Source organism: Pseudoalteromonas sp. Z1A8 (assembly GCF_011378855.1).
In the GTDB taxonomy this organism is placed as follows: domain Bacteria; phylum Pseudomonadota; class Gammaproteobacteria; order Enterobacterales; family Alteromonadaceae; genus Pseudoalteromonas.
The window spans coordinates 55,637-73,015 of the sequence record NZ_WTLB01000021.1; the positions used below are offsets into that span (position 1 = coordinate 55,637).

Below are 17,379 nucleotides of genomic sequence, written 5' to 3' on the forward strand. Positions count from 1 at the left end.
ATATATTAAAGGCATAAACATAGTGAGGACTATTACAGAAAACATCACAATATGATGCTTAAACAGAGCTAGACCAAGTACGATTAAACCCAGAGCTAATTATTGATATGTAGAAGCTAATACTTGAAACCTGACAGACAAAATGAGCGATAACTGGTCATTCAGGAGACTTGCCGTCAACTAAGTAAGACTAAGAGGAAACTTTCCTCTTTTTTACATGTTTATATAGGCTACAGAAAGCATAATATTTATAGCTGGCAATAGCTTACACTATTTGCTATTAGTATAAGTTCATAAAATAAGGACGTTTTCGCGCTAAAATAGGGAAAGTGTGCTCTGATAAAGGTATTAGTTGCCTTTATTAATCTTGTGGAAACTTCTGCTTCTGGTGTAACACTCGCATTATTCGGATAGTGTCACCATCTAACCAATATGAGACAATCATAGATACTTCTGGAATAATTAATACACGACCACGAAAAATATCTCTTTCAACACCCATTAATGGATGCTCAAGTAAGTTTTCAACTTTAGTTTCTATTATTTGGTCCGTTTTCTCTGCTGCGCTAGGGTTAAAATCAAATAAAAATTCAAATATCTTTTCTCGGTCATTGAGTGATTCCTCTTCCCAAAAAATCATATTTTATCTCTATTACGGATCTTATTCTTTCTAGCCTCCATCTGAGTTTTAGCTTCATTGTGTTCAATAAAATTAGCTTTACCATTATCAATCTTGTCAAATGCAGCATTTATTTGTTCTGTTAACCATAAATCTTGGGTCATTGTTTTTCGTTGTTCTTCAGCTAAGCCAACGGTAAGCTCTCTGCATGCATCGCTTAATGTGCGTCCTTGGCTTTCAGCCATTAATTGCGCTAAGCGTTTAGTTTCTTCATCAACTCTAAATTGTATGCGAGTATCCATAATAGTTACCTTAATTATATTTTGTGCTCACAAATGTTAGCACTGGTGTTGTGCTTAGGCAACTACAAGTTGCTCAAAAGGACAAAAAACAGTTTGCTGTTTTTCGTACCTCAAAATACATTACCTCATGCTTTAAAAACGCTTAGAGTTAATTACAGGAGCTCGTTTTTTAATTGAATTTGGCTGTTGGGGTTATTCTACAGTCTCGTTACTAATGTCCGCTGTTGGCACTCTCCAGCCACTCGACAACATAAAATATTGATTATAATTGGCAAGGTATTTTACTGTGTCGGATGGCGCTTCGCTTATCCGACCTACACTGTCTAATAGCTATCACTCCTCGTCAAACCTTGGCACTTTTCGCTTATCAGCCTTGCTCATAGCGAGCTATTGGATTTCTTCATGCTTTAGATCATCGGATTTATCTTCTAGTGATTGCTGATTGGCATTTTCATAAGAAAGCTAAACGCGGTAAGTAAGGTTGTTTCTGGTAAATTCATCATTTTTTCGGATGGCGTAGCTTCGCCACTTATCCGACCTACGTCAAAAGGTAGGTTGATTAAGCCGAAGGCGCCACCCAACAGAGTTTCAGATACACGCCTTGAAGGTTCGCAATTAGCACTCTTCAGCCACTCGACAACATAAAATATTGATTATAATTGGCAAGGTATTTCACTGTGTCGGATGGCGCTTCGTTTATCCGACCTACACTGTCTAATAGCTATCATTCCTCGTCAAACCTTGGCACTTTTCGCTTATCAGCCTTGCTCATAGCGAGCTCTTGGATTTCTTCATGCTTTAGTTCTTCGGGTTTATCTTCTAGTGATTCCTGATTGGCATTCTCAAAAGAAAGCTCAGTGAGTAGTGCAAAGTGATCAGAGCCATATTTAGCAAGGCGCTTAATACGCTTTACTTTAAAGCCTTCGCTGTGAAATAAATGGTCAAGCGGCCAGCGCATAAAAAAGTAACTTGCGTGAAAGGTATTATAAAAACCACGGCCTTTACGAGGATCTAACAAGCCACTTATTTGCATAAATAAACGCGTGCTACGCGACCATGCTACGTCGTTTAAATCACCGGCAACTATGGTAGGTCGTGTAGGGTTTTTAAGTGCTTTGGCCACCATTATTAGCTCTGAGTCGCGCGGACGCGATGAGTCTTCCTCAGTCGGGCTTGGCGGTGCGGGGTGAATAAAATGCCCTTGCATTTTAAGGCCTTCGTCGTTTTCAAACAGTATATGAATAGAAGGAATATCTTCTTCTATTAGCTCACATATTTGGGCATCGAGTATTTTAAATTTGCTGTATAAGTGCATGCCGTAGCGATTGTCTTTAGGGCATTCTATAAAATACGGATAGTGTTTTTTAATGACTGATAATTTATTTTCCCACCAGCTATCGCTTTCAAGCGTGATAAGTAAGTCGGGTTGGTGCTCGTTAACCAAGCTAATTAACTGCTCACTTTTATGATTCGACATAAGTACATTTGCCGACATAATCCTTACACTATGATCTATATGCTTTGGTGCGCTTTGCACTTCTTTTTTAGCAAGCCACGTATACGGGTAAATCCATTTGCCTTGTAAAATCATTATAAGTAACGAGGTTAACGCTATAAATACGTAGCTTATTTCACCGTTTTTCCATAATAAAAACAGCGACGTAACAGCTACAAAACTGGCAATATAAAATACCTGTAAACGCACAAAATCGCAGCTACGCACTAAGTAATGTTGGCTGTACGACATAGGTAATAAGGTAACCAGTAAAAAAAAGCCAATAATTATAGCCAGCGTAATGAGCATTTTAATATCCTTATAAAGTTAATTTAACGACTTAAAATTGAAAGTATTTCTCGGGTGTCGTGCACCATATGGATAACTGTACGGTCTATTTCAATACTTACTGTACCATTATCTCTAGAGCGTTCAATCACTCTACCTCGTTTGTATAAATCGCGCTCTAAAAAGTCGCCTCGGTGGTAGCTTTTACTTAGCCCTGGTGGCGTCCAACCTGCGCGAATTAACTGCTTTGCCTCTTTTTTAGAAAGGTAGTTATTGTCGTTATGCTTATGCGAATGATGCTTTTTATGGCCGTGTTTATGACCATGCTTATCTTTATGCGGCTTTGCGTCTGCGCTTATTGAACATAAACTCAATGCTATTAGTGCTGTGTGTATTACTGCTCTCATAAATAATCTCTAGCGTAATTAATAGCTAAAGATTAACAAACATGGATGAACATCGTATGAAACACACACCTCGTTTAACGTTGTTTATATTGAGTTTTACAATGGCTGCGCATAATAGCGGGATCGCGTAATTTTAAGTGTTTTGTTTTACGCCCTGCATGGCGCTTACGCCACACTTTAAAACTACCTTTTGAAACATTGTCTCGCATAAATACCACCAGCTGCGGGTATTTTAATCCGTATAGCTGCTCTATTGCCTCATAAGGGGTTCTATCTTCCCACGCCATTTCGATAATACGTGACTGCTGCTCTGGGTTAAACATGGTGTTTCTCACAAAATTTAATTTATACGCTAGGCAAAAATACTTAGATCAATGCAATTTAAGCTCAGTAACTGTATAATTAGCATTCAGATTATGTATTTAAATGGTATCGAATTTATATTTATGCGCGCAACATTACTGTTTTTAGCTTTAACTTTTCCCTCGTTATTACTTGCAGCGCCAAGTAAAACGTTGCGCTGCGTTACAACACACTACCCTCCTTTTACTATTTACGATGAAAAAGCCGATACATTTACAGGTTTAGATATTGATTACATAAAGTTTATTGAAAAAAACTTAAACCTCAAAATTGACGTTGTTCATTTACCTTGGGCGCGTGTTAAAAAAGAGATGAAGCTGGGCTATTACGACTGCTATTTCTCATTGGCTAACTATAAAGAGCGTACAGAATATTTAGATTTTACTAGCGAGCCTTTGCATACGACTAAGTATGGTTTATTTACTTTAAATGAAGATAATTTGCTTACTGATGATTTATCAAAAGCCGCTATAGCTATGCTACGCGGTGTTATTCTTCCCGAAATTATCACTACAAAATACACAATTAATGAAAATAACTTACTTCGTTCACTTTCTACTGAAGCCACTTTTGAGCTACTAGAAAAAAACCGTGTGCAATATGCAATAACCAACTATCAGGCTGGTTTGTGGTACTCAAAAAAATATAAAAACATTTATGCTCGGCAATTAAATGACTATTCGTTCCCCGTTTATATTGCTTTTAAACGTGGCGTAATGGATACAAAATTAGTTGATGAACAAATAAAGCGTTTTAAAGCACAAGCTCAATAATTAACTCTGCACATATTAAGAGATAACCAATGTTTACAAAACTACCAAAATGGGTTGAATATGGCGCGTTTACGCTGGCATTTATAGCGGGCATAGTAAACGCTGTAGGCTTATTAGGATTTGAGCATCAAGCTATTTCGCACTTGTCAGGCTCTGTTACTTTGTTGGGTATTAAGCTAATGAGCAGCACGTCAGCCGCTTTGCTGTTATTTAGCATACTCATTAGCTTTATGTTGGGCTCGGCGCTTTCTGGCTTTTTACTTGCAGGGCGCTCATTAAAACTTGGCCGCCATTACGACACGCTCTTATTTATTGAAGGTATTTTGCTGTTAGCAAGTGCCTACCTACTTGATCAATCTTATGTTTATGCAATTACGCTCGCATCAGCAGCATGTGGTTTACAAAACGCGTTAGCGACTAATTACAGTGGCGCAGTTGTTCGTACTACACACCTAACGGGTATTTTTACTGACCTTGGTTTAATGATGGGAAAAGCACTTAAAGGTGAGCAATTTGATACGCGTAAAGGCGTTATGTTTTTACTTATTATTGCGGGCTTTTTATTAGGTGGTGTAATCGGCTTTATTTTATTTGAACACTACCAAGTGCTTACTTTGGTGTTTCCTGCTGCAGCTTGTTTTGTTTTATCAATTACATATCGGGTTTACAGGCTACGTACGCTTTAACGCAACAAGTTTAAATGCACATTAAAACCGCATATTATAGAGGCAATGCAATATAGATTACTTTCAAGGAATGTATGAAACCTTATTTTTTGCCGCTGTTATTACCCTTTAGCTACACTGCGCTTGCCAATAATCAAAATAACGATTCAATAGAAACCATAACAACCACTGCATCGCGCGTTGAAGCACTATCTACCCCACTGCCTCTTTCAATAAGTACACTAAGTGAAGCGCAGCTAAAAAGCATAGCGCCTACCCATATTGAGGAAGCACTACAACGAGTAGCAGGCGCTAATATTCAACGCGGAAACGGCCAAGAATATTTACCCGCCCTTCGCTCGCCGGTACTTTCGGGCGCTGGAGCATGTGGTGGCATATTGACTTTGGAGGATGGAATACCACTAAGAGCCGCTGGGTTTTGTAATATAAACGAGCTATTTGAAGCCCACAGCGAAATGGCGCAGCGCATTGAAGTATTAAAAGGCCCTGGCTCTGCACTTTATGGCTCAAACGCTGTGCACGGTGTTATTAATGTAATAACGCCCGACACCACACAAGGCGGTGGCTTAGTAGGCGTTGATTATGGTTCATACGGTTATGCTCGTTATAAATTACGCGCAGGGCAAGATTACGGCAACAGCGGTATAGGCATTAACGCAAGTATTACCGACGACAGCGGTTACCGCGACGACGAAAGCGTAGATCAACAAAAAGTAAATATTCGCCATCGCTATTCAAATGATAATTTACTACTAACTTCAGGGCTTACTTACACAAACCTCGATCAGCAAACAGCGGGATTTATTACAGGCTTTGAAAGCTATAAAAACGAAGATCTCGCGCAAAAAAACTTTGACCCAGACGCATTTAGAAAAGCACGCGCGTTTAGAGCGTGGAGCAATGCAACATGGCAATTAAATAACGATGATGTGCTCTCTACTACGGTTTATTTTCGTGACCAAAGCATGGACTTTTTTAAGCACTTTTTACCCGGTACACCGCTTGAAAAAAACAGTCAAACAGGCTTTGGCGTGCAATCGCTTTATCAACATAACTTACAAAGTAATGTAAAAGTAAACCTAGGGCTTGATGGCGAATACACGCAAGCCGATTTTACTCAAAGTCAAAACGAGCCAACGCAGGGCTCTGCATTTTTAGTGGCCACCGTACCGCAAGGCAAGCATTACGATTACGATGTTAACGCCACGCTGTATGCGCCTTTTGCATCGGTTGATTGGCAATTAAATAAATGGTTACTTACCGTAGGTGTGCGCTACGAGCATATGCAGTACGACTACACCAATAATATGTTGGTAGGCAGAACAAAAGACAATGGTACAGAGTGCGCATTTGGTGGTTGCCGTTATAGCCGCCCAGCAAGCGATAATAATAGTTTTAGTAATTTATCGCCAAAGCTTGGCGTAAGTTATCAGTACAATACAAATAACACACTTTATGCGAACTTTTCTCGTGGTTACCGAGCGCCACAAGCGGCTGAGCTATACCAATTACAACGCGAGCAAACCACTGCAAATTTAAGCGCCGAAATAGCCAATAACGCAGAACTAGGTATTAAAGGGATTTACGAAAAACTACGTTATGGCGTGTCTGTTTACGCTATGAGTAAACACAATACGATTTACCGCGATAGCGACTTTTTTACGGTAAATAATGGCAGCTCTCGCCATCGTGGTATTGAGCTTGAGCTTGATTACCAGCTCACTAAATCGCTTGCGCTTAACTTTGCAGGTACCCACGCAAAACACACTTATACTAACAACCAAATACTTAACGGTTTAAATATAAACGGCAACGATATAGACACCGCGCCGCGTAATATTGCTAATCTTGATTTAACATGGCAAGCACTTAGCAACGCGCAATTTGCTTTGCAGTGGCATCGTGTTGGTAACTACTACACCGACCCAGAAAATTTAAATAAATACCAAGGGCATGATGTTTTAAGCTTGCGCGCGCAGTGGCAGGTTACGAGTAATATTGAAGTACTTGCACGTATTATTAATTTAACCGACGAAGCTTATGCAGAGCGTGCCGACTACACCAGTTTTACTGGCGACAGATACTTTCCTGGCAAACCACGTAACGCGATGCTTTCGGCAACTTACACATGGTAATGCGTTAATTTAAGGGCTAAGCTAATTTAAATCGCTCATGTATTTCATGGGCGATTTACCCATCACCTTTTTAAACATAGTAATAAATGCACTCACCGACTCATACCCTAATAACTCAGACACCTGCTGTACACTTTGCTTATCAGAAAGCGCTTTTAAGGCTGTAATTATATGCAATTGCGTACGCCACTTTCCAAATGTCATGCCGGTTTCTTTTTTAATTAACCGCGCTAACGTGCGCTCAGTTAATGCAAACTGCTTGGCCCATTGTGGCAGTGTTTTTCGATTATTTGGCTTGTTTATAAGCTGATCGCTCATGGCTTGAATTACCTCGTTATTAGATAAAACAAAGTCCAGGGGTTGTACTGGCATATCGATAAGTTGATCAAATAATACCTGCGCTAAACGTGCCGTTTTACTATTTAAAGCATAGTGTTGATTATGAGCAGCTAGTTCGCACATTAGCTCTTTAACCAGTGGCGTAATGGCTAACGTACAGGTATTTAGTGGCATACCGTTTTTACTACTATCAATAAATAAATGACAAAGCTTTGCGTTATCAGACGCCCTATTACTGTGAATCTTTTTTGCGGGGATCCAAATTGCACTGTGCGTAGGCACCATCCACATTTTTGCCGACACTTCACATGTTACATAACCATGCAGCGCTAAAATTAATTGCCCTTTTGGATGAGTATGCAGGGGGATTTCGTGACTCGCTTGGGTGTCCTCTATTTTGGCAATAATGGGTTGCGCCATAGTTTCAAAATCTCTGATTTCATCCCAGCCAATCGGTTCAAACATAGTTTTGTCTGTTTTTAGTTATTTAATGTCATTATCTCTAAATTATAGTTTTTACTAAGCCTTTATACTAGCGCCCATTAAGTATTAGTAACAACTCAACTTTAATGGCCTTCTCTTTTGTTAAATAACACACCTAAATCACGTTTTGCTGGCATATTGCTAGTACTTGGCATATTGCTTATAGCTGCAAACTTACGCGCCACATTTACAGGTATTGCACCTGTGCTTGAACAAATTATTAATCACTTTGGGCTAAGTGCTTCGCAAGCTGGATTTTTAACAACATTGCCACTCATTGCCTTTGCGGTTGTATCGCCAATGGCGGCAACCCTTGCTAAAAAACAGGGTCTTGAGCGCACCTTATTTGTAGCTTTGCTATTTATACTTGCAGGCGTTGCGGCGCGAGTAATAAATACCTCAGCTATGTTGTTTGTAGGTACCGCTATTATTGGTGTGGGTATTGCTGTAGCAAACGTATTATTACCGAGCTTAATTAAACGCGACTTCCCAGGAAAAATTGCATTAATGACCTCCGCCTACGTGCTTACAATGGGCGTTGTATCGGGCGGGTTTTCTACCTTAGTATTTCCGCTGAGTCAGTTAAACGGGTTAGGCTGGCAACTTGCGCTGGGCTCATCAGCCCTTATTACACTGGCGAGTATTATTGTATGGATGTCGCAACTAAGTAAACACACAAAACCTGCCAGTATTGCTCAGCACGCTGACACGTCAAAAAGTGTATGGCGTTATGTACTAGCGTGGCAAATTACCCTGCTGTTGGGTTTAAACTCTTTTTTAAATTATATAATTATTACGTGGTTGCCCAGCATATTAACCGAAACTGGCCAAAGTGCTACGCAAGCGGGTGCTTATCATGGGGCTTTTCAAATTGCGACTGCATTACCGGGTTTAATATTAATTCCCCTATTGGCAAAATTAAAAGATCAAAGCGCGCTTAGCTTTATTTTAGCTATGCTCAGTGCACTTAGTGCATTGGGGCTGCTTTACATGCCTAACTATGCCTTTGTGTGGACCTTAATGCTGGGCTTTTGCTCTGGAGCATGTTTTATATTGGGGCTGTCGTTTATTAGTTTACGAACTGATGATTCACAACAAGCAGCATCGCTTTCGGGTATGTCGCAAAGTGTAGGTTATTTACTCGCCGCTGTAGGGCCAATGCTTGCGGGTGCATTACATACGACTACGGGAAGTTGGGCTGCGCCATTATGGCTATGTGCTATTGCAGGCGTATTATGCGCGCTATGTGGCTTAGGTAGTGGTAAAAACACCACGTTAGCTAAATCAGTTAACTAGCTGTTGTAACCACGAAAAAAAACCAGATGCAGGCTTACCGCTAGTATGCTTTTGCTCGTAGCGTTTGTTAGTTGCTTCACGCTGTGCGCGGCGCTCTTGTGCTAAGTTAGCTTTTGCAGCAAAACGTAGGCGCTGTTCTTGAGTAAGCTCATCATTAAAACTAATGGCTGTTTTTTTTACCGCACGGCTGCTTTTAGGTGAACTACACATGATGTTGCCTCTGTTATGTAACTACTCAAATAGACAGCCTTTTTGTATATAAAATTTCAAAAGCAGTATTACTTTTTAGAAGTAATACTGCTGAGTATCAACTAAACAGCACCAATACACTCAACCTCTACCAAAGAATCAAGGGCTAACGCCTTAACTGCAAAGGCACTACGTGCAGGATATGGCGCACTAAAATACTGAGTATAAATAGCATTAAATGCTTTAAAGTCATTTATGTCAGTTAGCATAACCGTACATTTAACTATGTTGCTCATGCTGTAGTTATGCATCTCTAAGGTACGTTTAATATTTTCAAGTGTTTGTTTAGTTTCACCTTCAAAACCGCCTGTAGCCAACTTACCGGTTGCAGGGTTAATACCTATTTGGCCAGACATATAAAGTGTATTACCGGCTTTTACTATTTGCGAAAATGGTAAATTAAGATTCGCTTTGTCTGTATTTAAAAAGTCGACATTACCCGAAGCTGCAAATGCACTGCCGGTAATTAATGTGCTTGCTAAAAAAGCGATTTTTATCAGTGAGTTCATTACCTGACTACCTTATTTTTGCGGTGTGGTTTCAAATGAAGGCACTTGGTGTAATTCGTTAAGCCAAGTAAGCGTTGATTGTGACCAAATTTGTGCTGTTGGCGTAAACTCATCACGCTGATCAACTGCACCAATACGTAAACCATATACACGGTCAGCTTTTGCTTCATTAGTTGCGTAAAGCGTTGTACCACATGTGCCACAAAAACCTTGCGCACGCTTGTTACCGCTTTGCGCTGTTTTAACAAACTCTTTTGGCTCACCTTGGGTAAACACAACCGAATTTGGCTCTGCAATTATAACTGCTCTAAATGGGCCGCTCGACATACGTTGGCAATCGCTACAATGGCAAACAAGTGCATTATTGTTTTGAGATTCTGCTTGGTATTTAATTTCACCACAGTAACAGCTTCCAGTAATTTTCATTTTTTCTCCATGAGTATATTTAAGGTGTTTAACCTAAATAAGCTAAAATAATTTTTGGTAATTCTTCTGCGTAATGCGCTGCACTTAAAGGGCAAGCAATAGCAGGCGTTAAGTCGTGATAAAGCACTTTATCAAGTAAAGAACTAACAATTAAAAATACCGCAGTGCCTGCTGCGCTTTCATTGGTACTTGCACGTGCTTGGATAATTAATTGCGCCAAACGTTGATAAATAACACGCCTATCAATCAGCTTATCTGAACCGAGTAATTCACTGTGTAAACGCGAATTTAAATGCAGGGTTCTAAATACGCCTTTGTTTGATAACAAAAACAAATACGTTTCGTGGCATAGGTTATTAACAACGTCATTTAGACTTGTGTACTTTTGCTGCTCAAGCTGGGTAACCCAGTTATTTAAGTCAACACCAAAGTCTTGATATAAGACCGGTAATAACGATTCTTTATTTTTAAATCGTCGATAAAAAGTACCTACCGATACATCTGCGTAATCAGCAAGCTCTTTGATGCTTATATGCTCAAAAAATTTAGTTTTTAAGCTATGGTGCAGTGCTTTGAGAAGTTTTTGTTGAGTGAGCTGGCTACGTTGCTGTTTAGGCTCTAAACAAGGTTGATCAGACATAAGTTAAATACGTTATTTTATACATTACAAACATGATGCGACCTTTTAATTTAAACAGCAACACCTAGTTAAACCAATTGCTTAACTTGGTGCCCTTTATTATTTTTTATGTGCGTTTAAATAGTCTATTGCAAGCAGGCTAAGTGCCTTAGTGCCCACTTTGAAAGATGATTCGTCGGCGTAAAAATAAGGCGAGTGATTACTTGCTACTGTATTTAGGTCTTGATCGTTAGGCGTGCCACCTAAAAATACAAATACACTCGGCACTTCTAATGCGTAAAACGAGAAATCTTCTGCGCCGGTTATTTTTCCCATTTCTACTACGTTATTGTTACCTGCTGCTTTTTTAAGGCTAGGGAGCATTTGCGTGGTTAGCTCTGGGTTATTAATTGTTACCGGGTAACCTTCGTGAATATGTACCTCTGCCGTAGCACCTGACGATTTAGCAATATGCGTGGCAGTTGTTTTAATTTTTTCAAATATTTGTGCACGGTTATCCATATCAAAGTTACGAATTGTACCCACCATTTCTACTTCTTCAGGAATAATATTATTACGTACGCCTCCTGCTATTTTTCCAAACGAGACAATTGCAGGCTCTTTGGTAATGTTAATTTGGCGACTAACAATATGATTAACCCCCGTTACTATTTGCGCGGCAGCAGCAATAGGGTCAACGCCTGTCCACGGTGCAGAGCCATGAGCTTGGCGTCCATGTACTGTTATTTCAAAACTATCGGCACTTGCCATAGCTGGGCCACTTCTATAGCCAATTTTACCGCTGTGTAAGCTAGACGTTATATGTAGGCCAAAAGCGGCATCGGGTTTGTATTGTTTAAATATGCCCTCTTTAAGCATTAGCTCAGCGCCACCCTCTTCCCCCTCTGGTGCGCCTTCTTCTGCGGGTTGAAACACAAACATAATATTGCCGTGAAGCTCGTCTTTCATATTTGCCAGTACTTCAGCAGCACCCATTAACATAGCTACGTGCGTGTCGTGTCCACACGCGTGCATTATGCCTACATCAACACCACGATAATTAGTGGTTTTAGTTGATTTAAAATCAACATCGGCTTTTTCGGTAACGGGTAACGCGTCCATATCTGCGCGCAACATTACCGTAGGACCAGGCTTTGCACCTTTTAAAATACCTACAACACCGGTGTAAGCAATGCCTGTTTGTACTTGCATACCCAACGACTCTAAATGCTTAGCCACAATACCTGCGGTGCGGGTTTCGCGGTTGCCAAGCTCAGGGTTTTGATGAAAGTCGCGTCGCCAATCAATAACATGTTGTTCTACTTTTTTTACTTGCTGATCGAGGTTTGCATTAGCATTAAATGTACTCAATGCAGCAAAGCCTAATGCGATTGAAATAAGTGATTTTTTCATACTGTTACCTTTATTATTTTAATGAAGTCCAACAACCGATTTTGTATTTTCAAATAATGCTTTTGAGTTATAACCTACACCATTTTTAAATACCGTTTCCATATTTTTTATCGCTGCGGCATCGCTAGCAAAGTCGCCATTAATAATGACCATATCTGCATGTTTACCTACTTCTATACTGCCTATTGTATTTTGCTTATTTAAGTACTGAGCGGCATTTAATGTTGCAATTTTAATTGCTTGTGGCTGATTAAAACCGGCTTCTACTAATAGCTCAATTGCACGTTGATTCGAAAAACCAGCAATCACACCGCCGTAACCCGTTGGGTCTGTGCCCACCATTAATTTACCACCAGCGGCTACAAACATTTTCTCAAGCTGCATCATCTTTTTAAATACAAGGGGCCAACTAGACTCACTCTGCTGCGCTATTTTTTCAAAACGAGATTCGTACTGCTCTCGCACTTGCGGTATTAAAGCTTCAAGCGCTTGCGGATATGCTTTGGGACGTCCTTTAGTAAAGGTTTCAAATACAGTGAGGGTTGAAGTAAGCACTACATTTTTAGCCACTAAGTAGTTTATTAGGCTCGTTACTTCTGGTGAGTTTATATCTAAGTCGACAAACGATTGCTGTACGTCTTTATTGCTTGGGCACACATCTTTTTGTTTATTTTTTACAAAGTCGGTTGAGGCAAAAAATCCATGTTCTAAATTATCAATACCAAGTGATGCCGCTTCTCGGTAAGTTACTGAGCATAAATGAGCCGTAACTTTATTATTTTGCTCATGCGCTTTTTTAATAACTACATCAAGCTCTTTTTGGTGAATGTGCATATACGCTTTGTACGATGTAACACCTTCAGAGCCCCAGTAGCCCATCATTTTTTTAGCATCATTGACATCGCGCAGCGACTTTATTTTTAAAATGGGTAAGCCTGGCCCATTTAAGTATGGCGCCGTTACGTCTATATCAGGACCTAAACTTTTATCTGCGTTTATGGCATCTCTTAGCCTTAAATCGGCATAAGGTGCTGTAGTGCCGGCAGTTCGAATAGTGGTAGCTCCTCCCGCTAAATATAAACGCGGAAAGCTATATAGCATTTCGGTGTAGTGCGCTTTGCCGGTTGGATAAAACATGTGCTCGTGCATCATCACCAAACCCGGAATTAACGTTTTGCCACTACCATCAATAATGTTTACACCTTTAGCCACCTCTACCTCAGCTGTGGCGCCTATGTTCACAATTTTATTTTTATTTATTACAACGGTTTGGTTAGTTTGTATTGGTTTGCCGGTGCCATCTATTAACGTAATATTTTTTATGGCATAACGCCCTGCTTGATAACTAACAAATTGATCATCAACTGCGTAACTTGTAAAGCTAGTTAGCGCACATACAGTCGCTACTAGCGATATTTTAAGTGTGTTTAACCCTTTAAAAAGTGTACTCATATTTTATGCCCGTCTATTAAATTACATTCAATATATGTGTGCAACCACAAAATGTAAATATAGATTCACATTTTAATGTAAAAGCTAAAAAACGATCACTCATGTTTAAGGTGCAAATACACTTTAAATTTTTAAAATAAAAACACCTTTTCGTACTTAACTATTTAAGTGCTAGGATAAAGACTCTAAATACCGCCACCTTACAAACCAAATTATGAATTTAAATCAGCTCGACCTAAACCTTCTCATTATTTTAAAACAGCTATTAAACGAAAAGCATATTAGCAATACAGCACTAACTTTAGGTATGAGTCAGCCTTCTATTAGCCGCTCTTTAGGTAAATTACGCACTTTGTTTGACGATCAATTACTGATCAGAATGGCTGGAGGTTACGAGCTAACGCCAAAAGCGATATCGATTCAGCAAGACTTAAATTCTATTTTAAATATGGTAGAAACACTGGTTAATAAACAAACATTTGATCCTAAAACTAGCCAAGCCACCATAAAATTATTTGGCCTTCCGCCGCAAATGCACCTACTCATAGAAACTATAATTAAAGATGTGCGCGAGCAAGCACCTAATATTATTCTTGAAATAGACACGTTACCAAAACCGCAGTTTGCTGACTTACTCAAAGGCGAAACTCACTTTGTAATAACAGGGCACAAGCCAACAAGCTCTGAGGACAAACTGTATCGCCAACCGCTGTTTGAACGCGACTTTAAATTAATAATGGCCAGCACTCACCCGCTTGCCAATAAAAAACTAAATATTGAATTATTACGTGACTGTAACTTTGGCCAAATATCAATTCAGGGAGAAAAAGCTCTTTCTATTGCGCACTGCTTTACAGCACTTGGAATTGATAATATTAATACGCCAATACGTTTAAAAAACTTTTATAGTATTGGCACCATTGCCCAAAATACCGATTTAATATTTTATGTACCAAATCATTTTGCTAATGATATTTGCCGCCATCATGATGTAGTAGCTAGAGACGTGCCTTCAGAGCTTGATTTAGAACACGATGAAGTTTATTTATATTGGCATCAACGCCACCATAATGACCCTGTTTGCCAATGGTTTAGAGAGCTAGTTAAAAGTAAAGTATTCAAAATCTAAATATTTACTATTCAATGTGAGCATATGTTTTGAATTGCCATTCGTGCCTTCGATCTATTTAATACGAATCATTCTTAATAATATTAAAGTTAAATAATAATACTCACGATGAAAAATATGCTCCCATTTAATAAGAAGTCTCTTACTATTATTGTTGGTACTTTATGTACTAGCATGTCATTTGCAAGCTTGGCCGAACAAGCTCCCGATACATCAGAAACGATGGAAGTTTGGGGTACAACTATTACTAACAATTCGTTATTACAAGACGACATTGAAAGAAAACAAGCAAATCACTTAAGCGACCTATTACGCGATCAAGCGGGTATTGACGTGGGTGGTTCGCATTCAATAGTTCAAGGCATTAATATTCGTGGCGTTGACGACTTAGATTTAAATATTACCGTTGATGGAATTAGCCAAAACAACAATATGTTTCATCACTCTGGTAATTTATTAATTAACGCTGATATTTTAAAAGCGGTTGATATAAAAGTAGGTACTAACTCAGTGCTTACCGGTGGCCTTTCAGGCGGTGTTGCCTTTGAAACCAAAGACGCAAAAGATTTACTAGAGCCAGGACAAGATTTTGGTGCTCGTTTATACACAAACTTAGGCACTAACGATTACGCAGGCGCCTCTGCTGCAGTGTATGGTCAACTAACCGATAATGTAGATGCCCTAGCCTACTACACCTCAACAGATAGAAATAACTTTGAAAACGGTAATGGTAAAGAAGTAACCGGTAACGAAGGTCGCACAATTGACGGAATATTCAAACTAGGTTGGGACGTAAATGAGAGCAATCGTTTAGTATTTTCATACGATAGATACAACGACGAAGGCGATTACTATGTAAAAACTAACTTTGGTGCTGGCTTTGCTGAAGACTCAGACGCGCAAACAGAAGATATTGATTACACTCGCACAAGCACCTCCTTAGCTTACGAGCTAGATAAAGGCGATGCAATTACCCTACGCGCTAGCGTTTACCAAAACGAGCTAAGCTATATTGCACTCGGTACTGAAGGTAACTCTGAGCATACAGGTTACACAGCGCTTGCCACTTCAAAAATTGCACTTGCTGGTTTTAACCATACATTACGCTACGGCGGTGAAGGTTATGAGCAAGTATCAAAACGTATTGCAAATCACGTACAAACCAACAAAGATACTGCTGACTCTCATGCTGTATATATTGAAGACGAAATAGCATTAACAGATCAGTTATTTGTTACTCCAGGTGTGCGTTACAACTATTTTAAAGTAGATATGTACTCTGCTGGTACTAACGATTCATTAAATAAATCGTGGAACGAACTAACGTTTGGTTTAGCCGCTAAATACCTTATTAATGATAACTGGAGCATAAGCGCAAGCTCTACTGAGTTGTTTCAGGGGCCTGGTCTTCGTGAAAGTTACGTTGATTACAGTACTAACTTTGATAAAAACCTAAAAGCAGAAACCGGTGTAAATAACGCCATCGGATTAGCATTCAAAGAACGTAATGTTATGGGTTTAGATTCTTTAGGCTTTTCACTTAATGTGTTTAAAACCCGTATTGAAGATTACATAGATAACTGGGCAATAGGTAAAGGCAAACCAGTTGGTACTTATGCTAACTCGGGCGATTACGACATTGATGGTTTTGAATCAACGCTTTCACTACGTAAAGATCTGTTTAGTGCACGCTTAAGCTACTCTAAATCGGATTCAGATCAGTTAGAGACCCATGAGCAACTACGCTATGAAGTTGGCGACAGCATTGCATTAAACCTTGGCTACGAAGTACCACAGTACGATTTAAAATTTAATTGGACTAGCCTAGTAAATAGAACGGATGATTCGGTATCAAGCGGTGCTGATATTCATAAAGTAGGCTATCAGGTTCATAACATCAGCATGCAGTGGCTACCAAGTCAGCTTGAAGCACTTAGCATGACCCTAGGTGTTGAGAATATTTTTGATAAAACGTATTACTCACACGCTTCATACTCAAGCGACACCGTGCAAGATTACGAAGCGGGTCGTAATGTTAAATTAAGCGCGTCTTACGTTTTTTAATTTAAAAATTTAGTAATCCTTTAAGGCTCAATATTTTATTGAGCCTTTTGCTGTTTAAGGGGGGCGTACCTTAAACAGTGGAAATTAAACGACAATCAATATTAGGGTCATATAAGAATGTCTAACTGGAAACAAAACTTACAAAAATTTCGTTATGTAATGGACACCTTACTGCTTATTAGCTTTATGTTAGTAAGTGCACCACAAGCAACAGGTGTCCCTTTACACGAATGGTTTAGCCTCTTTTTTATAGCTGTCTCTTATACACAAATCCCTGCTAAGAAATTAGCGGGGATTTTTTTGAACTAAATCTCAATGTCATGATCAGATCT

At 39.4% G+C, this 17,379-nt stretch carries 19 protein-coding genes and 1 pseudogene; 7 read left to right on the forward strand and 13 right to left on the reverse strand.

Going from position 1 to position 17,379, the window contains the following annotated elements; genetic code table 11:
- Positions 1 to 361: 361 nt before the first annotated feature.
- From GQR55_RS10185 to GQR55_RS10205, 6 genes and pseudogenes are all read right to left on the reverse strand, one after another.
- Entirely contained in the window at positions 362 to 640 is a 279-nt protein-coding gene (locus GQR55_RS10185; protein WP_166420501.1) for a type II toxin-antitoxin system RelE/ParE family toxin, read from the reverse strand.
- The gene (locus tag GQR55_RS10190) at positions 637 to 921 is read right to left on the reverse strand and encodes a damage-inducible protein J (protein WP_166420502.1); all 285 of its coding nucleotides are present in this window, start codon (positions 919 to 921) and stop codon (positions 637 to 639) included. The genes GQR55_RS10185 and GQR55_RS10190 overlap by 4 nt, the downstream gene beginning before the upstream one ends.
- 387 nt (positions 922 to 1,308) lie before the next feature.
- Positions 1,309 to 1,383 (reverse strand): annotated as a pseudogene (locus tag GQR55_RS20345) (endonuclease/exonuclease/phosphatase family protein); the annotation flags it as partial.
- Positions 1,384 to 1,645: 262 nt separating this feature from the next.
- On the reverse strand, positions 1,646 to 2,725 hold the full coding sequence (locus tag GQR55_RS10195; protein ID WP_166420503.1) for an endonuclease/exonuclease/phosphatase family protein: 1,080 nt from the start codon (positions 2,723 to 2,725) through the stop codon (positions 1,646 to 1,648).
- A gap of 23 nt (positions 2,726 to 2,748) precedes the next feature.
- A complete protein-coding gene (locus GQR55_RS10200) occupies positions 2,749 to 3,111 on the reverse strand; it encodes a hypothetical protein (protein WP_166420504.1) in 363 nt (120 codons plus the stop codon).
- A gap of 74 nt (positions 3,112 to 3,185) precedes the next feature.
- Complete coding sequence (locus GQR55_RS10205) at positions 3,186 to 3,434, reverse strand: TIGR03643 family protein (RefSeq protein ID WP_024612353.1); 249 nt, start codon at positions 3,432 to 3,434, stop codon at positions 3,186 to 3,188.
- A gap of 123 nt (positions 3,435 to 3,557) precedes the next feature.
- Here GQR55_RS10205 and GQR55_RS10210 point away from each other — a divergent pair, with 123 nt between their 5' ends.
- The 3 genes from GQR55_RS10210 (at position 3,558) to GQR55_RS10220 (ending at position 7,068) form a co-directional block, all read left to right on the forward strand.
- A complete protein-coding gene (locus GQR55_RS10210; RefSeq protein ID WP_166420519.1) occupies positions 3,558 to 4,247 on the forward strand; it encodes a transporter substrate-binding domain-containing protein in 690 nt (229 codons plus the stop codon).
- 29 nt (positions 4,248 to 4,276) lie between these two features.
- Positions 4,277 to 4,933, forward strand: coding sequence for a YoaK family protein (locus GQR55_RS10215; RefSeq protein WP_166420505.1), 657 nt, complete (start codon positions 4,277 to 4,279; stop codon positions 4,931 to 4,933).
- 74 nt (positions 4,934 to 5,007) lie between these two features.
- Positions 5,008 to 7,068, forward strand: a complete 2,061-nt coding sequence (locus tag GQR55_RS10220) for a TonB-dependent receptor (protein ID WP_166420506.1) — start codon at positions 5,008 to 5,010, stop codon at positions 7,066 to 7,068.
- Between the two features lie 21 nt (positions 7,069 to 7,089).
- Here the strand turns inward: GQR55_RS10220 and GQR55_RS10225 are convergent, their stop codons facing one another.
- On the reverse strand, positions 7,090 to 7,872 hold the full coding sequence (locus GQR55_RS10225; protein ID WP_166420507.1) for a helix-turn-helix transcriptional regulator: 783 nt from the start codon (positions 7,870 to 7,872) through the stop codon (positions 7,090 to 7,092).
- 117 nt (positions 7,873 to 7,989) lie between these two features.
- Here GQR55_RS10225 and GQR55_RS10230 point away from each other — a divergent pair, with 117 nt between their 5' ends.
- Positions 7,990 to 9,186 carry an MFS transporter gene (locus GQR55_RS10230; protein ID WP_166420508.1) on the forward strand — a complete coding sequence of 399 codons (1,197 nt, stop codon included), beginning with the start codon at positions 7,990 to 7,992 and terminating at the stop codon, positions 9,184 to 9,186.
- On the opposite strand, the gene GQR55_RS10235 is transcribed toward GQR55_RS10230, so the two are convergent.
- The 6 genes from GQR55_RS10235 to GQR55_RS10260 form a co-directional block, all read right to left on the reverse strand.
- Positions 9,175 to 9,396, reverse strand: a complete 222-nt coding sequence (locus GQR55_RS10235) for a hypothetical protein (RefSeq protein ID WP_166420509.1) — start codon at positions 9,394 to 9,396, stop codon at positions 9,175 to 9,177. The two genes, GQR55_RS10230 and GQR55_RS10235, sit on opposite strands and share 12 nt — an antisense overlap.
- Positions 9,397 to 9,497: 101 nt before the next feature.
- Positions 9,498 to 9,944 carry a Rid family detoxifying hydrolase gene (locus tag GQR55_RS10240; RefSeq protein ID WP_166420510.1) on the reverse strand — a complete coding sequence of 149 codons (447 nt, stop codon included), beginning with the start codon at positions 9,942 to 9,944 and terminating at the stop codon, positions 9,498 to 9,500.
- A 12-nt stretch (positions 9,945 to 9,956) separates the two neighbouring features.
- Positions 9,957 to 10,370, reverse strand: a complete 414-nt coding sequence (locus tag GQR55_RS10245; protein WP_166420511.1) for a GFA family protein — start codon at positions 10,368 to 10,370, stop codon at positions 9,957 to 9,959.
- A gap of 28 nt (positions 10,371 to 10,398) precedes the next feature.
- The gene (locus GQR55_RS10250; RefSeq protein WP_166420512.1) at positions 10,399 to 11,010 is read right to left on the reverse strand and encodes a TetR/AcrR family transcriptional regulator; all 612 of its coding nucleotides are present in this window, start codon (positions 11,008 to 11,010) and stop codon (positions 10,399 to 10,401) included.
- 99 nt (positions 11,011 to 11,109) lie between these two features.
- The gene (locus tag GQR55_RS10255; protein WP_166420513.1) at positions 11,110 to 12,402 is read right to left on the reverse strand and encodes an amidohydrolase; all 1,293 of its coding nucleotides are present in this window, start codon (positions 12,400 to 12,402) and stop codon (positions 11,110 to 11,112) included.
- Between the two features lie 18 nt (positions 12,403 to 12,420).
- Positions 12,421 to 13,854: an amidohydrolase family protein gene (locus GQR55_RS10260; protein ID WP_166420514.1), complete on the reverse strand. Its 1,434-nt coding sequence runs from the start codon at positions 13,852 to 13,854 to the stop codon at positions 12,421 to 12,423.
- A gap of 214 nt (positions 13,855 to 14,068) precedes the next feature.
- Here GQR55_RS10260 and GQR55_RS10265 point away from each other — a divergent pair, with 214 nt between their 5' ends.
- The 3 genes from GQR55_RS10265 to GQR55_RS10275 all read left to right on the forward strand — a co-directional run bounded on the left by GQR55_RS10265 (position 14,069) and on the right by GQR55_RS10275 (position 17,356).
- Positions 14,069 to 14,983, forward strand: coding sequence for a LysR family transcriptional regulator (locus tag GQR55_RS10265; protein WP_166420515.1), 915 nt, complete (start codon positions 14,069 to 14,071; stop codon positions 14,981 to 14,983).
- Between the two features lie 108 nt (positions 14,984 to 15,091).
- Complete coding sequence (locus GQR55_RS10270; RefSeq protein WP_166420516.1) at positions 15,092 to 17,047, forward strand: TonB-dependent receptor; 1,956 nt, start codon at positions 15,092 to 15,094, stop codon at positions 17,045 to 17,047.
- Positions 17,048 to 17,164: 117 nt separating this feature from the next.
- Positions 17,165 to 17,356 carry a hypothetical protein gene (locus GQR55_RS10275; RefSeq protein ID WP_166420457.1) on the forward strand — a complete coding sequence of 64 codons (192 nt, stop codon included), beginning with the start codon at positions 17,165 to 17,167 and terminating at the stop codon, positions 17,354 to 17,356.
- Positions 17,357 to 17,379 lie beyond the last annotated feature (23 nt).

Coding starts and splice junctions, on each gene's coding strand:
- GQR55_RS10240 (WP_166420510.1), bottom strand. CDS start 9,944: ATGAACTCACTGATAAAAATCGCTTTTTTAGCAAGCACATTAATTACC.
- GQR55_RS10255 (WP_166420513.1), bottom strand. CDS start 12,402: ATGAAAAAATCACTTATTTCAATCGCATTAGGCTTTGCTGCATTGAGT.
- GQR55_RS10205 (WP_024612353.1), bottom strand. CDS start 3,434: ATGTTTAACCCAGAGCAGCAGTCACGTATTATCGAAATGGCGTGGGAA.
- GQR55_RS10185 (WP_166420501.1), bottom strand. CDS start 640: ATGATTTTTTGGGAAGAGGAATCACTCAATGACCGAGAAAAGATATTT.
- GQR55_RS10215 (WP_166420505.1), top strand. CDS start 4,277: ATGTTTACAAAACTACCAAAATGGGTTGAATATGGCGCGTTTACGCTG.
- GQR55_RS10275 (WP_166420457.1), top strand. CDS start 17,165: ATGTCTAACTGGAAACAAAACTTACAAAAATTTCGTTATGTAATGGAC.
- GQR55_RS10265 (WP_166420515.1), top strand. CDS start 14,069: ATGAATTTAAATCAGCTCGACCTAAACCTTCTCATTATTTTAAAACAG.
- GQR55_RS10245 (WP_166420511.1), bottom strand. CDS start 10,370: ATGAAAATTACTGGAAGCTGTTACTGTGGTGAAATTAAATACCAAGCA.
- GQR55_RS10190 (WP_166420502.1), bottom strand. CDS start 921: ATGGATACTCGCATACAATTTAGAGTTGATGAAGAAACTAAACGCTTA.
- GQR55_RS10210 (WP_166420519.1), top strand. CDS start 3,558: ATGCGCGCAACATTACTGTTTTTAGCTTTAACTTTTCCCTCGTTATTA.
- GQR55_RS10235 (WP_166420509.1), bottom strand. CDS start 9,396: ATGTGTAGTTCACCTAAAAGCAGCCGTGCGGTAAAAAAAACAGCCATT.
- GQR55_RS10270 (WP_166420516.1), top strand. CDS start 15,092: ATGAAAAATATGCTCCCATTTAATAAGAAGTCTCTTACTATTATTGTT.
- GQR55_RS10200 (WP_166420504.1), bottom strand. CDS start 3,111: ATGAGAGCAGTAATACACACAGCACTAATAGCATTGAGTTTATGTTCA.
- GQR55_RS10260 (WP_166420514.1), bottom strand. CDS start 13,854: ATGAGTACACTTTTTAAAGGGTTAAACACACTTAAAATATCGCTAGTA.
- GQR55_RS10220 (WP_166420506.1), top strand. CDS start 5,008: ATGAAACCTTATTTTTTGCCGCTGTTATTACCCTTTAGCTACACTGCG.
- GQR55_RS10225 (WP_166420507.1), bottom strand. CDS start 7,872: ATGTTTGAACCGATTGGCTGGGATGAAATCAGAGATTTTGAAACTATG.
- GQR55_RS10195 (WP_166420503.1), bottom strand. CDS start 2,725: ATGCTCATTACGCTGGCTATAATTATTGGCTTTTTTTTACTGGTTACC.
- GQR55_RS10250 (WP_166420512.1), bottom strand. CDS start 11,010: ATGTCTGATCAACCTTGTTTAGAGCCTAAACAGCAACGTAGCCAGCTC.